The 14314-nt window shown below is 56.1% G+C and carries 17 protein-coding genes and 1 tRNA gene; 7 read left to right on the forward strand and 11 right to left on the reverse strand.

Features of this window, described 5'->3' with window-relative positions:
* Nucleotides 1-109: 109 nt before the first annotated feature.
* The 6 genes from H582_RS0100720 to H582_RS0100750 all read right to left on the reverse strand — a co-directional run bounded on the left by H582_RS0100720 (nt 110) and on the right by H582_RS0100750 (nt 3724).
* Complete coding sequence (locus tag H582_RS0100720; RefSeq protein WP_028596947.1) at nt 110-361, reverse strand: DUF3892 domain-containing protein; 252 nt, start codon at nt 359-361, stop codon at nt 110-112.
* A gap of 310 nt (nt 362-671) precedes the next feature.
* Nucleotides 672-917, reverse strand: a complete 246-nt coding sequence (locus tag H582_RS0100730; RefSeq protein ID WP_127464477.1) for a hypothetical protein — start codon at nt 915-917, stop codon at nt 672-674.
* A 63-nt stretch (nt 918-980) separates the two neighbouring features.
* Complete coding sequence (locus tag H582_RS25385; RefSeq protein WP_043110730.1) at nt 981-1172, reverse strand: hypothetical protein; 192 nt, start codon at nt 1170-1172, stop codon at nt 981-983.
* 4 nt (nt 1173-1176) lie between these two features.
* Nucleotides 1177-1458, reverse strand: coding sequence for a phage holin family protein (locus tag H582_RS0100740; RefSeq protein WP_028596949.1), 282 nt, complete (start codon nt 1456-1458; stop codon nt 1177-1179).
* Nucleotides 1459-1579: 121 nt separating this feature from the next.
* The gene (locus tag H582_RS25390; protein WP_043110731.1) at nt 1580-2059 is read right to left on the reverse strand and encodes a WGxxGxxG family protein; all 480 of its coding nucleotides are present in this window, start codon (nt 2057-2059) and stop codon (nt 1580-1582) included.
* 177 nt (nt 2060-2236) lie between these two features.
* Complete coding sequence (locus H582_RS0100750; RefSeq protein ID WP_028596950.1) at nt 2237-3724, reverse strand: DHA2 family efflux MFS transporter permease subunit; 1488 nt, start codon at nt 3722-3724, stop codon at nt 2237-2239.
* Between the two features lie 206 nt (nt 3725-3930).
* On the opposite strand from H582_RS0100750, the gene H582_RS0100755 reads away from it, so the two are divergent.
* Complete coding sequence (locus tag H582_RS0100755) at nt 3931-4509, forward strand: TetR-like C-terminal domain-containing protein (RefSeq protein WP_028596951.1); 579 nt, start codon at nt 3931-3933, stop codon at nt 4507-4509.
* A 99-nt stretch (nt 4510-4608) separates the two neighbouring features.
* On the opposite strand, the gene H582_RS0100760 is transcribed toward H582_RS0100755, so the two are convergent.
* Nucleotides 4609-6123 (reverse strand): alpha-L-arabinofuranosidase C-terminal domain-containing protein, encoded by a 1515-nt coding sequence (locus H582_RS0100760; protein WP_205621409.1) that lies wholly within the window; start codon nt 6121-6123, stop codon nt 4609-4611.
* A gap of 184 nt (nt 6124-6307) precedes the next feature.
* Between H582_RS0100760 and H582_RS25395 the strand changes: the two genes are divergently transcribed.
* From H582_RS25395 to H582_RS0100775, 3 genes are read left to right on the forward strand one after another with little or no spacing between them, the layout of a single operon-like run.
* Nucleotides 6308-7657, forward strand: coding sequence for a spore germination protein (locus H582_RS25395; protein ID WP_052332845.1), 1350 nt, complete (start codon nt 6308-6310; stop codon nt 7655-7657).
* Entirely contained in the window at nt 7650-8720 is a 1071-nt protein-coding gene (locus H582_RS0100770; protein ID WP_028596953.1) for a GerAB/ArcD/ProY family transporter, read from the forward strand. The genes H582_RS25395 and H582_RS0100770 overlap by 8 nt, the downstream gene beginning before the upstream one ends.
* Entirely contained in the window at nt 8717-9799 is a 1083-nt protein-coding gene (locus tag H582_RS0100775) for a Ger(x)C family spore germination protein (protein WP_028596954.1), read from the forward strand. The genes H582_RS0100770 and H582_RS0100775 overlap by 4 nt, the downstream gene beginning before the upstream one ends.
* A gap of 149 nt (nt 9800-9948) precedes the next feature.
* Here H582_RS0100775 and H582_RS0100780 read toward each other — a convergent pair.
* A tRNA-Val gene (locus tag H582_RS0100780) sits at nt 9949-10021 on the reverse strand.
* A gap of 186 nt (nt 10022-10207) precedes the next feature.
* On the opposite strand from H582_RS0100780, the gene H582_RS25400 reads away from it, so the two are divergent.
* The 3 genes from H582_RS25400 (at nt 10208) to H582_RS0100795 (ending at nt 11300) form a co-directional block, all read left to right on the forward strand.
* On the forward strand, nt 10208-10648 hold the full coding sequence (locus tag H582_RS25400) for a VanZ family protein (RefSeq protein ID WP_052332846.1): 441 nt from the start codon (nt 10208-10210) through the stop codon (nt 10646-10648).
* A 119-nt stretch (nt 10649-10767) separates the two neighbouring features.
* Nucleotides 10768-10911, forward strand: coding sequence for an aspartyl-phosphate phosphatase Spo0E family protein (locus H582_RS30620; RefSeq protein WP_084136441.1), 144 nt, complete (start codon nt 10768-10770; stop codon nt 10909-10911).
* Between the two features lie 98 nt (nt 10912-11009).
* Nucleotides 11010-11300, forward strand: coding sequence for a hypothetical protein (locus H582_RS0100795; RefSeq protein ID WP_028596955.1), 291 nt, complete (start codon nt 11010-11012; stop codon nt 11298-11300).
* A gap of 129 nt (nt 11301-11429) precedes the next feature.
* Here H582_RS0100795 and pstA read toward each other — a convergent pair whose 3' ends face one another.
* From pstA to H582_RS0100810, 3 genes are all read right to left on the reverse strand, one after another.
* Complete coding sequence (gene pstA / locus H582_RS0100800; protein WP_028596956.1) at nt 11430-12314, reverse strand: phosphate ABC transporter permease PstA; 885 nt, start codon at nt 12312-12314, stop codon at nt 11430-11432.
* On the reverse strand, nt 12311-13246 hold the full coding sequence (pstC, locus tag H582_RS25405; RefSeq protein WP_052332847.1) for a phosphate ABC transporter permease subunit PstC: 936 nt from the start codon (nt 13244-13246) through the stop codon (nt 12311-12313). The genes pstA and pstC overlap by 4 nt, the downstream gene beginning before the upstream one ends.
* Before the next feature lie 158 nt (nt 13247-13404).
* The gene (locus H582_RS0100810) at nt 13405-14268 is read right to left on the reverse strand and encodes a phosphate ABC transporter substrate-binding protein (protein ID WP_028596957.1); all 864 of its coding nucleotides are present in this window, start codon (nt 14266-14268) and stop codon (nt 13405-13407) included.
* Nucleotides 14269-14314: the final 46 nt, after the last annotated feature.

Here is a 14314-nt window from a genome sequence, read left to right on the forward strand (position 1 = left end):
CTATGCAGCGGTCCGGCGGATGGCCCGCCCGCGGACGGGCAGAGACAGCAAAAAAGCGCGCCTCCGCCAGCCAGCGGAAAACGCGCGGTTCGAGCTGTCCGAAGGCTCGTCAGAAGAGCGGCAGCTGATCCAGGTTGTTGGTCGGGTCTCCGTCCGCGTCTCCGCGCAGGTAGTGGCCGCCATCCTTGCCCTTGAACACGTTCACGCCGGCGAGCAGGCCCTGGTTCGCCTCGGCGATCGCCTGGTCGTACGCGAGCACGCGGCCGCTGTCGGTTTTGAACGAGGTCAGATCGCCGTCGCCGTTTTTCTGCACGGCAACGATGCTTTCGCGCTTCTGCGCTTCTCCGTTTCCGATCTCCATGGGGGATTCCCCTCCTTTTCATGTAGGGAAGCGGAACGATCCGCTTGCAGGTTCAGCTTTCCCTCGCCGCCCCTTTTTTATCCGCGAGTAGCCCGTGCCGCCCAGATGCGGTATGATGAAGGCATGACTGCACGCCCGCAAAGCGGCGGGCGGACTCGGGAAGAGGTGACGTTGACATGGGCATGGGAGGCGTGCTGTTCCTTTCCGGCTTGATGGTAGCGCTGATGATCTGGCTGCTGCTGGCCGTAACCAAAAAAGCCTACTCCAAAAAATGGGACGAGGAATGATTTCCTCGTCCCATTTTTCCGTCTCAATAAGCCTGCTTCCACGTCCGGTCCCGGTCATGGCGCCGCTGCGGAGCGAGTCCGCCGTCCGACGACGGCCGCTCTCCGTAGAGGGCCGATCGGACCGACTCCGGATAAAGGGCGGAGCGGACCGATTCCGTTCTGCCCTGCGTCGGCTCCGCCGCGCCGCGCAGCGTCCAAGCTCCTTGGCAGCCGGCGGCCAATCCGAGCAGCGCCGCCAGCAAGGCCGCTTGTCCCAACTTATTTTTCACGAGGCGTCGGCTTCCTTTCTACGAGCTGATCTTGCGATCAGTATCGCCCTATCGCCCCGTTCCTTATTCCGGCTTGCCGTTTCTTTCGGAACGGTCCAGCTCCTCCCCGTACCCGACCCACACATACGTCCGGTCATATTTGTACGAATCCCATCGGATCAGCCGGCTGAGCGGATAGACCGCCGTTCCGACCAAAGCCGCCAAGCCGAGCAGCCAAATTGCCAGCTCCGCCGTCCATACCGCCGCATTGCCCATCGCTTCAGCTCTCCTCCCCGTCTTTGCGAACCGCTTCCCTCGTCTGCTTGAACAGCTGATGGCCGTAAACGGATACGGCTCCGCACAGCAGCCCTTGCAGCGCCACCTCCAACGTGAAGCCCTGGAGCGCCATCGCAAGCAAGATCGCCGCTCCCGACACGATGTAGACGATGGTCCAGTTCGGAATTTGAGGCGTCCCCTTCAAGATCATGCCGATGACCCAGCACGCGGCGACGACAATGGTCAGCTCGGGATCGATCATCTCAGATAGCGCTTCGACCGTCATCCTCGTCCCCCCTCTCTTCCTTGGCAAGCTACTATATGATGGAAGCGGGACAAATATGACGAGCGGTCGGCGGAAAAACGCAAAAAAGCCGCAGCGCGAGGCTGCGGCGGTCGATCGTCGATTAGTGGCGTTCCGGATTGCGCGAGCGCATCCCGGCCAGACCGAACAGGCCGAGCAGGCCAAGCCAGCCCCAGCCGGCATGGCTGCGCGTGTTGGTCGTAGCGGCAGCCGTGTAGTGGCCTGTCGTGCCGACATTGTGCGCGCGGTACGTTCCTGCCGCCATGCCGTCGTAGGTTCCGGCGCGGTAGCCGGTCGGGCTCGTCACCGTGCCGTTTGTGTTGATGCGGTGATGGCGGTTCAGATCCAGATCGTTCTCCAGACGGTTCACGCCGCGTTCCAGATGGTGCATGCCGCGGTTCGCTCCGCGCTCCAGACCGGTCATGCCGCGGTTCATGCCGCGCTCTACATCCGTCGTGACGGATGACGGGTTAAGGTTCTGGCCGATGTTGCGGGTCATGTCCTTCATGTTGGCATGAGCAGGAACGCTCAGCATGGAAGCCAGCACGGCTACGGAAGCTAGGGATGTCATCGTTTTTTTCACAGGTCAGACCTCCAGGTTCGCTAATGGGATGGGATGAAACGGCCAAGTGGAACAGCCGCAAAAGGAAGCCCTCCTAGCATCCCCCCGGAGGCGATCCGCAACCCCGTCAACCGTTGGCTCGTCTGGTCCTCCTTGGACGGAAAGAGCAAACTCTCCAGCGATGAAGGGTCCGCCGCATCAATCGCGCTCGGCAATGGCCGCAGAAGCCGCCGGGACGAGTTCCGTCACAGGCGCCCGCCGCTTGTTCGCGAGGAAGAACGACAGCGCCAGCGCGACCGTCGCGAACCCGATGATCCAGACGTAGGCGTCGTTGATGCCTTGAATCGAGGCTTCCACGATCATCTGTTCCTTGGTGAGCGCTCCGCCTGCCGCAAGCTCGCCGATATGGACTTTCGTGCGATCGGTCATGATCGTGACGAGCAGCGACGTGCCGACCGCTCCCGCGACCTGGCGGACGGTATTGGAGATGGCCGTGCCATGGGGGTTCAGGCGCGAGGGCAGCTCGTTCAGCCCGGCGGTCTGGATCGGCATCGTGAGCAGCGCCATGCCGATCCGCCGGCCCGTCGACAGAAGCAGCAGGTCCATATAGCTTGTCGAATCGGTCAGGTTGATGAAGCTGAACGTCGTCCCGATCGTAACGACAAGGCCGATGACGGCCAGCCATTTGACGCCAAAACGGTCGAACAGCTTGCCCGCGACCGGCATGAGCACGCCCATGACGAGCGCGCCCGGAAGCATCAGCAGGCCGGTCTCCAGCGCCGTATAGCCGCGCGCGTTTTGCAAATAAAGCGGAAGCAGCATCATGTCGGCATACATGACCATCGTGACGGCTACTTGGATGAGCGTCGTCAGCGCGAACTGCCGATAACGGAATGCGCGCAGATCAAGAAGCGGAGCCTTCAAGATGAGCTGCCTCCAGATAAAGGCGCCCAGCGCCAGCGCTCCGCCGCCGATTGTGACGAGAACCTCGGCGCTTGCCCATCCCGCGCTCGCGGCGCGGCTGAAGCCGTAGAGCATGCCTCCGAAGCCGATCGTCGACAGGATGACGCTCCCGATGTCGAGGCGGGCGTCGATTTTTTCCGAAACGTTCCTTAAATAAATGAAGCCGCATCCGATGGCGATGAGCGCCAGCGGAATCATGCCGTAGAACATGACCTCCCAATCGTAGCTCTCCAAAATATAGCCCGCCAGCACCGGACCGATCGCCGGAGCGAAGATGATCGCGAGTCCGACCATGCCCATCGCGGCTCCGCGGTTGTCCGCCGGGAAGATCGTCAGGATGACGTTCATCAGCAGCGGCATGATGATGCCTGCTCCCGCGGCCTGCACCATGCGCCCGGTCAGCAGCAGCGGGAAATCCGTCGAAATCGCCGAGATGACGGTGCCCGCCAGAAAAATCCACATCGAGGCCTGGAACAGCTGACGCGTCGAGAAGCGCTGCATGAAAAACGCCGTGATCGGAATAAGCACTCCGTTCACCAGCATGTAGCCCGTCGTCAGCCATTGCGCCGTCGATGCTTCGATGCCGAACTCCACGATTAGCTTTGGGATCGCTACCGTCATGACCGTCTGGTTCAGCGTCGCCAGAAACGCTCCGAGAATCATGACGAACAAAATCGGTCCCTTTTTGATTCCATCCCTTTCTCCTGCATGGCTGTCGCCCATTCTCCATCACCCTCCGCCGACTCTGGAATCTTTTTTACACAGTGTTGTATACTAAACACGGCATAAAGGAGATTATAGTCCGTTTCAACGGAGGTTCAAGCGACAGAATCCATCGATCTGTAAAGAAAATCCGATTGAAAACGCTCGCTGTCGTTTTGATGGATGATATTAAACATTTACCACTAAATTGTTTAGGAGGGGCGGAAATGGCGGAAACGGGGCCTCGTGTCGATCCCCGCATCCTGCGCACGCGCCAGCTGCTGAAGGATGCCTTTATCGAGCTGCTCGGAGAAACGGAGCTTGATAAAATTACGGTGCAGCGGCTGACCCAGCGCGCTTCGATCAACCGGGTGACGTTTTATTTGCATTACCGGGACATTCCGGATCTGATGGATCGGCTGGCGGAAGAAATGGCCGAGCAGATCCGGCTGATCCTGTTCGCCTCCTCTTCCCAGGAAACGGAGGAGCTCGAGCAGACGTTGATCGACCTGCTGGAGCATATCGCCATGCACTCCTCCTTTTACAAAGCCGTGCTCGCCGCGCGCCTCATGCCGGCTTTCGCCGATAGGCTGCTGCAGCTCCTGTCGGAGCTTATTACCAGCCGCATGCAATGGAAGGCGGAGCAGTCGGGCGAAGAACCGGCTGTTCCGAAGGATATCGTCATCTGGTACGGCTCGTCCGCGCTGATCGGATTGATCGTCTCGTGGCTCCGTAGAGACATGCCCTATACCCCCCGCTTTCTTGCTAAGCAATTCATGCTTCTGACCAAGCGCAAAGGAGCCTGAAGCCGCAAGAAGAGCCAGAGCGAGAACGCTCGCTCTGGCTTCTTTGGCCGATCAGGCGTTATAAGGGCTGCTTGCTCCTGGAATCCCGCAACGCTCCATTTAACTCCGGCGGGGAGTCAGGACCAGAACATGAACGGAGTGGGGCGGGATGTCGATCGCCAGCGGTCCGCTTTCCGATAGGTCGAGCTCCCGCTCCATCACTCGGATATCATCGGGACAATGCACGTCGTTATAAGCGTCCTTGCCGGGCGCTACGATGCTGTGCAGTACGGCCGATGCCGCATCCCCCGGCATGCCGAGCGCTGTCAGATCGAGCGGCACCGCCTTGTCCGGATGGCGGTTGACGACAGCCAGACGGAGCGATTCGTCCTCCGAGGATACGGTCGCAGCGACATCCAGTGCCGGAACCCGGATCGCCTGGCCCTTGCGGTCAACGCTCCCGAAGTCCTCATTGCCGTCCAGCCAGCTGTCCACGACCCGGTCGCCGAGCAGCTTGCCGTACAGCTGGAACACGAAGTAGGTCGAGCGCAGCACGATGCCATTCTCGTGGGCATAGATGGCACCGCGCGTATTGACGGTCGGGGCAAAGTTGGCCATGCCAACTGCATCGCAATGCTTCAGGCACTGATTCAGGAAGCAGGCGTTGAAAACCGCGTCCGCCATCGTATAGCTGTCGTTCCGGTTGTTCAGCTTGCGGGGCGTCAAATAATCCTCCGTCGCCGAATCGACATGCGGGTGATGCCATCCGCGAAGATTCCACTCATCGAACGCGATGCGGATTTTTCCGAGGTATCCGAATGCGCCCAGCATGTGCTTCGTAGTGACGATGCGGTTCTCAATCTCCAGCGAGTATGCCATGCAAGTCTCGTACGAGGACAAATCGTTGTTCTGCCATCTCTCGTCCCAGTAGCCATGGATGGAGATCCAGTCGAGATAGCTCCCTGCTTCCTGCAGGAGATGCCGGTTCCATTCGAGATCGGGAACGCTGGCTGCAAGCACCTCGATGGTCGGATCGACGCGCTTCATCATCTTGGCCGATTCCCGTACGAATACCCCCCACTCCAGCGGCGTCTTGGCTCCGATTTCCCCGGGCAGATAATTCTCGTTCCCGATGCTCCAGTACTTCACCTTGAACGGCTCGACATGACCGTTGGCGATCCGCTTCCTGGCGTATTTTCCTTCACTGCGCAGATTGCAATATTCCACCCAGTTGCTCATTTCCTCCGGAGTCCCCGTGCCGGCGTTCGTGCAGATGTAGGGCTCCGCGCCGATCCTCCGGCATAACGCGATGAACTCGTCCGTTCCGAACGTATTCGGGTCCTCCACCCGCCAGGCCTTATCGAAGGACGGCTGGCGCTCCGGTCCGACTCCGTCTTCCCAGTGGTAGGCGGAGACAAAGCAGCCCCCGGGCCAGCGCACGACGGGAGGATTCAAAGCCGCGATAGCCTCCGTCACGTCCATGCGCAGGCCGCTCTCATCGGAGAGAGGCGAATCCGGCTTGTAAACGCCTCCATAAATCTGATCATCGAAATGCTCTATAAACTGCCCGAACAGGTTCGGGTCCTTCGTCCCCAAGCTTCGATTCACCTGAATGACGGCTTTGATCGGCTTCAATGGCTCATCTCCGTTCTACGGCATGAATTTCCTGGCCTCAGTCCAACCCAGTGTAGCTGATCCATCAGCACGCATCAATGCTCGTTTGCTGTGCGACATCTAGGAATGCATTTCAATGTGTCCAGCCCCAATTATTGCATAAAGAATTTAGGGAATCTGCATAATACCTCAAAAGAGGTGGTTGATGTTGCAGTATTTGGATCAAGACTATGCTCAAAGCTTGGAGAGCGAGCTGCAGGAACGACTTCATCAAAGAGCGGATTTTCTATGCAAGCACGTTGTCATTGCAGGAGAGAAATTTAAAGGCTATTATCTGCGAACTCTAGTAAACTTGCCGGTGACGCTGTCGATTCTAAATCAAATCGTCATGGATAAAAATAATGACTTGAAATGGGATGCGCTCCATTCGATGGAAGTGGATGCTTCGGGATCGCTGAATGCCTTGTTTGATTATGTGCTGAAAGGAAAGCTTATCCTTTTTGGCCAAGAGGGATTTTTCGCCATCATTGAACCTGAGGGGGCGGAGCTCTCCAGGGCTGTCATGAGTCCCAACAGCGAAAATCCCCTGCAGTCGGCATTTGATGCCTTTACGGAAGATCTGGATACCAATATCGGGTTGATTCAAAAAAAAATGATCTCGGACCAATTAGTGATCGAAACTCGATCCGTCGGCAACCGAGCCTTAAAGAAAATCGCCATGGTTTATCTAAAAGGAACAACACTTCCGGAAGTAATTGAATCAGTGAAGAAAAAGCTGGATGAAAATGCCCATTTAGAGCTTTCCACCGTACGGGATTTGACCCGAATTCTGGGACATCCTAAACTCACTCTTATTCCAACTTATATTTCCTCGGAATTGCCCGAGGAGACGGTGCAAAATCTGCTCAATGGCAAAGTGGTTATTTTAATGGACCAATTTTCCTTTGCTTTCGCATTTCCCGCTATCGTCAGCGATTTATGGTCCACTACCCTGGATGTCCAATACCCGCTTCTGTTTCAAGTGTTTCTTCGTGCCATTCGCGGCGCATCCTTGTTGCTATCCGTCACGCTTCCAGGCTTATACGTTGTTCTCAACTCCGTGAATCCGGAGCTGCTCCGCATCCAGCTGGCCATTACCGTAGCCAAGAGCAGGGAGGGCGTGCCGTATCCATCGCTCATTGAAGCACTGTTGGTGTTATTGTTGCTGGAGATGATTATAGAAGCGACAATAAGGCTGCCCAAAAACATTGGTCCGACGATAACGATGATTGGCGGCATCTTGCTGGGACAGGCCATCGTTCAGGCTAAACTGGTCAGTAATTTGCTTATTATTATTTTAGTTGCGTCTGCCATTTCAAATTTTGCCTTGACGAGCTACATGAATGCGGTCGGAGTAAGACTATACAAGTATGTGGTGTTGGTTGTCAGTTCCATCTTCGGCATTTGGGGTCTAGAGGCTGCCCTGGTTTGGGTCATTCTTTACTTTGCATCGTTGACGACCTGTGCGGTGCCTTACTTGAGCTGGAGTGTGAAGGGAAGGATGGCTGATGAATAAATTCCAGACGATTATCCTTTTCTTCTTGCTGCATCTAGCTTCCATATTCGCCATCTTTCCGGAGCGAATGATAGCTTCCGCCTCCAAAGGACACTGGATGCCGGTTGCGATCATTTTTTTGGCGGAGCTGCTGGTATTGTGGCTCTACCTGAAGGCTATGTCAAAATTTCCAGAAAAAACGGTCATGGAGCTTTGCTCGGATTCTATCGGAAAATGGGGGGCCGGGCTGATCGTGCTCCCGCTGTTGGTTTTTCTATTTCTAGAAGTAGTCCTGCTTACTTATTACCTGTCTTCAGAGATCCGAACTGTCCTGCTCCCAGAAACACCTGCATACGCTACTTCGGCCATTTTTGTCGCCATCTGTTTCTACGGAGCCTGGACGGGACTAGCCGCAATGATTCGGGCGAGTATGGGATGGTTTATTTTGTTCATGCCTTTCATCCTTTTCTCCTTGCTGATCAGCATAGGCAACTTTAATTTCCACTACATTTTCCCGGTTTGGGACAGCCAGTTTTCGTTCCTGTTGCGGCCGGATTTTTATGTGGGGACCATTATTTTCGCAGGGTTTCTGTTTCTTGGCATGACTCCGTCCCATTTAAGGATCCGTTTTGGCACTGCTGCTGCGCTAGTCGGAGTTATCTTCCTGATTGCGCTGACCTCCGTCTACGTCCCTCTGCTCATTTTTGGACAGGAAACGGCCATTCATTTTCAATATCCGATGCTCATGGCCTCCGATACCGTCGATTTGGAATGGGTCGTTTTTGACTGGCTTCCGAGTTTTTATGTCGTTTCTTCCAGCGGGTTGGGATTAATAAAAGTTGCTGTTCTGCTCTGGATGTTCACGTCTATGCTGAAACAGCTCTATTTGCCTAAGGCGAAAAGTCGATGGATCCTGGCCGTTGTATGCCTGTTCCTGTATGCCGCCAGTCAGTGGATTCCTAACATTATGGCTCTCGATAAATTTCTTTATATCAACGCTTGCTTATGCTTGTATTCCACCGTTGGTTTTCCAATTATCGTCTACTTGTCGACATTGTGGCGCAGAAAGGAGGTCCGCGCATGATAAGCTTAAGGATGAAGATTGTTGCCGTCATGATTGGAATGATGATCTTGTTGGAAGGATGCTGGGATACGAAAGATATTAACAAGCAGTATCTTCCGGTCGTTATGGGGATCGGGAAGGGTTCGAATGAAAAATACAACATTATTTTAGAAATCCCGGATGCAGCAGGAAAAATTCAGTTTTTGGAAAAGGAAGCCAAATCTATCAGTAAAGCGATTGATCTCATTCGTACCGATTCCGAAAAAAGCATCAATTTGGTGCATTTAAGGCTCTTATTGTTCGATTACAAGATTGCCGGCGAAGGTATTCGAGACATTATCGATTATGCCGTCAGAGCAAACGACCTTTCAATTAAAGGCATGGTCGCCATTGTCGATGGCGATTTCGACAAGACGATGTATCATGTTATCTCGCCAACACCAGAAATATCTACCTATGATTTTTTCAACAAAGAAGCAGGCTGGACTCCAAACCAATCCCTTTTACGGATATGGGAAGCTTATCGCAGCCAGAATTCCTATTCCGAAGACATGGCCATACCCTTGCTTCAAAATGGTGAACGCACCATGTATAAGTTTAAAGGAACAGCCGTCATGCGTGAGGACCGCATGGTTGGGAGGCTGAATCGAGAAGAGACGTTTCTGTACAATTTATTTAAAGGCGAATATACGGGAGGAACGATTGAGATTGCAGAGAATACAAGCGTTCTCATCAAAAATGTAAAAATAAGACATTATCCCCGCTGGTCGGCTAAAGGGCCCTCATTAAGAACGGATATCACCCTTGATGTTACCATTGCTGAAGGCCCTAGCGGAAAAAGCAATATGGAGATTGAAAGAGAGGTTCGCAAGCAGTTAAATCGAAACTTTGAAAAGACCGTCAAAAAATTAGAGCTTCTTCGCTCAGATGTGCTAGGCGTCGGCGTTATTTACCGTCCACAGCTATCGGAAGAGCAGCTAAAAAATTGGAAATCAGAATGGTTTCCTAAGCTTGAGCAGAAAATCAATGTTCAAGTTAACGTCATCAACGATATCTTCATTAAAAATGAAATTCAAAAGGATAAGACCTTAATTCGATAAAAACGTTCTCAGGTCACATTTATAGCCACGTTGTTGACCAGGGCATGATCTGTCCTCGGACGCCGGACGCTTATCCATACAAGAGGAACACTGATATCGCTTTCTTCCTCAAAATGAAAAAAACCCTTGCTCCGCAAGGGTTTTTGGTATGATCTGTAGTGGGCTCGAACCACTGACCCCCACCCTGTCAAGATGGTGCTCTCCCAGCTGAGCTAACAGATCATGTTTAGAAGGGATATTTCTTTCTTTCATCTCGTCCGCGTTTGTCCCGCGAACAATTAATACTATACCAGCTCGACCAAACATCGTCAACACTTTTTTCAAAAAAAGTTTCCGGCCTGTTTCGCAGGCGATTCCATCGGCTATACTGCAAACCAAACGGCCAACGAAAAGGAGTGATCCGCCGCCATGCCGACAAAACCGAATCCTCATCCTCTGCGCCTAGCCGCCGTGCTTGCCTGGGCCGGCCTCCTGCTCATGCTCACCGGCACGGAAAGCCTCCGTCAGCTCCTCCTTCATCGGGAGCTGGTTTTCTCCTTCGATCTTTCTCCCGACTTCCGGCCGTTTTTCCATTGGGCGGACATCCGCTCCATCCATAGCGAATGGCTGCTCGTCAAGCTCGGCCACTTTCTCGGCTTCGCGGTGCTCGACCTGCTGCTCATGCTGTGGTTAGGACGCAAGCTCCCGGCGCTGGCTCTTTCGCTGCTGTTCGCGTTGGCGACGGAAGCGCTGCAGCTGTTTCAGCATCGGGACGGCAGGCTGTACGACGTGATCATCGATCTGTCGGGAGCCCTGACCGCAGCCTTTTTACTCGTCTGTTTTGCCGCCTTGTCCAAAAAAGACCGGTGACCCCTGTTTCAAACCGAGTTCAATCGCTTTAAGAATAGTCATAGAGAGTGGCAATATATAGTAAATTATGCATAAGTTGTCGACATCATCCATCAATTTTTCTAAGGATGTGACTGACCATGTCGAAAAAGACCGAGATCATGAAGGATATCGAACGGTTGCGCGAAGCCCTCAATAAGGCTCCCGTAAGCTCTTCTGGATACAGTCTGGAGCTAAGCAGACGTTTGGACGAATTGATCGTTTCTTTTTATAAAGCAGGCTGATTCCGTATAATCGTTCTTTCGTCCTATTGCCTCTTCCATTCTACAGGCCTTTTATGATACAATTCGTATCATAGTAGATTGGTTTAGGGGTTGCTGTCATGCTAGTGCTGAGGCTGCTGAGCGAGCCGGCCCATTTCCAGCAGGCCGTCGACGAAGGATGGACCGTGTCCGTTTACAAGGATTCCCGCCTGATCCTAAGCGGCCATCCGATCGAGATGTTCAATCGCGATACGGTGAAAATTGCCGGAACTTATTTTTTCATGGAACAATGCAAGTTCGAGGGCTGCCGCACCGTCCTTCCGCATCGCCCTGCAGTCGAATCGCTCGCGCCGCGCGTCCGCAGGCGCAAGCAGCCCCCTCCTTCGCTGCACCAAGCATCCGACTCCTAAATAAAACGAAATCGACCGCGATGGTCCGCCGGCAGGGGACGATCGCGGTCTTTTGACGATGGGCCATGGAAGCCTCTCGGCGGCGGCAGGAGCGCCCGCAGGAACGCCTGCCTCATCCTTGCCCAAAACCTAGGCGCGCCGCGCGTTCCACCAGATCGGGATGCGCAGCAGCAGATTGAGCAGCAGGACGACGATCAGCAGCACGGCAGCCGCATGCGAAGCGATGTCAGCGGCGTCCGGCACGATCGCCTCGGATTGCACGTACCAGAGATGCACGGCCAGCGTCGCTCCCGGCGACATCGGATCGAAGTCCCACATGAGCCCTGAGGTGGAGACGCCCGATACGAGCACGATGACGGCGCTCTCTCCGAACGCGCGTCCCGCCGTCAGGCTGATGCCGGTCATGATGCTGGACAAGGCGGCCGGCAAGCACACCTTGAAGATCGTCTGCGTATGCGTCGCGCCAAGCGCCAGCGAGCCTTGCTTGTACTCCGGCGGCACCGAGCGCATCGCCTCCTCCGTCACCCGCGTCAGCAGCGGCAGATTGAGCAGCGCGAGCGTCACGGCCCCGCCGATGATTGTCAGACCGATGCCCATGCCCTCCACGAACAGCGCGATGCCGAACAGGCCGAAAATAAGCGACGGCACGGACGCCAGTCCCTCGACGCAGATGCGGATGAGGCCGATCGCGCGGTTGTCGGGAGCAAACTCCGCCAGATAGATGCCGGAAGCAAGGCCGAGCGGAATCGAGATGAGCAGCGAGAGCACGAGAATATACAGCGAGTTGAACAGCGCCGGTCCGATGCCGCCTCCTTCCTCGATCTCGCTTGGCAAGCCGAGCACGAAGCTCCACGACAATCCCGGAAGCCCCTCCGCCAAAATCGTGCCGAGCAGCGCGAGCGTGAACAGCACGCAGCCGAGGCCGACGGACCAGACGACGGCGGTGAACGCCTTGTCGGCGCGACGGCTGCGGCGGAGCGCGGTGCGCCGCGCTTGATTCGCAGCTTGACTCATGCCGCATTCTCCCCTTTCTTCTGCAGCATCCGGACGACGCCGATCATCAGCAGCGAGATCGCGAGCAGCAGGAAGCCCATCATGTACAGCGCGTTGTTCCAGGTCGAGTCGAAAGGCACGTTCGGCAGCTGCATGACGATATTGCTCGTCAGCACCGACGTCGGCTTGAGCAGGCTGTCCGCCAGCTGCGGCGTATTGCCGATGACCATGACGACGGCCATCGTCTCGCCGATCGCGCGCGCCATGCCGAGGATGACCGCCTGCACGATGCCGCGGCCGGCGGCCGGCAGGATGACGCCCGTGACGGTCTGAAAGCGCGTCGCACCGAGCGCGAACGAGCCCTGGACATACTTGCGCGGCACGGCGCGCAGCGCGTCGTCGCTGATGCGCGTAATCGTCGGCAGCACCATGACCGCCAGCACGAGCGATGCCGCCAGCACGCCGTCGCCCAGATTCGAGCCGGTGACCGCGCGCAGCGCCGGAATGAGCAGCGTCAGGCCCATATAGCCGTACACGACGGACGGGATGCCGACGAGCAGGTCAAGGATCGGACGCACGACTCGGCTGAGCCGCTGCGGAGCGAGCTCGGCCAGGAACAGCGCCGCCAGCAGCGAGATCGGCACGGCGATGAGCAGCGTCAGGCCCGTCACCGCGAACGTGCCGAGAATGAAGACGAGCGCGCCGTACTTCTCGTTTTCCGGCTCCCAGGCCGTAGACAGGAAAAACTCGCTGACCGGGACGTCGCGGAACGTCAGCACGCCGGTGCGGAACATGAAGAACAGCATCGCCAGCAGCACGCCGCAGACGAGCACGGCCGATGACGCGCACAGCAGCCGGAACGAGCGATGCTCCAGCCTCAGGCGCAGCCTGCGGACGCTGGAGCTGCGCGAAGGGCGCTGCGGGGCGGATAGGGTTGGAATGGTTTTGCTCATGGGCGGACGATCCTCTCCGAGAGATGAAAAGCATCCCCGGAAGCCGGCCTCCCGGGACGTGTTTGCAAACCGGCTTAGGAGCCTTGCAAACACGCCCTGGGCGCGGTTTCCGGGGAGCGGGTTAAGCGGGAATGACACCGGAATGGAAGGCGAGATTATTACTCGCCTTTCATTGCCGTAATCGGGATGAACTTCAGCTTCTTCAGCGAGCCGTTTTGGAACTTGGCGCTCTGGATGTACTCGATGAACGCTTTCGTCGCGCCGGTCGGCTGGCCCTTCGTCATGTAGTAGCCGTAGCTCCACACCTTGTACTTGCCGTTGATGACGTTGTCCGTCGTCGGAGCGACGTTGTCGATTTTGACGGCGTTCATCTTGTCCGTCACGTAGACGAGGTCGATGTAGCCGATCGCGTTCGGCGTCGTCTCGACGGCCGTTTTCATGTCGCCGCTCGATTTGACTTCTTTATAGTTGTCGCCTTTGGAGATGAAGTCGGTGCCCTTGAGCGCCTTCAGCTGGAAGTTGACGCGCGTGCCGGAGCCGAAGGCGCGGTTGACGACGACGATGTCGGCATCCTTGCCGCCTACTTCCTTCCAGTTTGTCACCTTGCCGGAGAAGATGTCCTGCAGCTCTTTCGTCGACAGCTCGGTCACGCCCGTGCTTTTGTTGACGATCGCCGCGAACGGGATGACCGCCACTTTATTGGCGACCTGGCCGTCGAACTTCTTGAAGCCCGGAACGTCCGTGGAGGCGTCCCAGTCGCAAGCGCCGATGTCGGCGATGCCTTTGCGGACCGATTGAGGACCGGTCACGGAGCCCGCGGCGGAGGCGGAGATGCGCACCTTCGGATGCAGCTTCTTGAATTCGCTCGCAGCTTGCAGCGACAGCGGCAGCAGCGCGGAGGAGCCGTTGATGACGATTTTGCCGCTCAGTTTGGAGGCGGCCGCCGTGGCGGAGCCGGAGTAGGAGCCGAGCAGCAGCGTCGCCGCCAGCGTGATCGTAGTCATTTTGCCGAACCATTTCATGTGGAAGTTTCCCCTTTCGATTGGACCCGTAAAAATTGGCCGTCAG

This window comes from Paenibacillus pasadenensis DSM 19293 (genome assembly GCF_000422485.1).
Lineage (GTDB): Bacteria > Bacillota > Bacilli > Paenibacillales > Paenibacillaceae > Paenibacillus_O > Paenibacillus_O pasadenensis.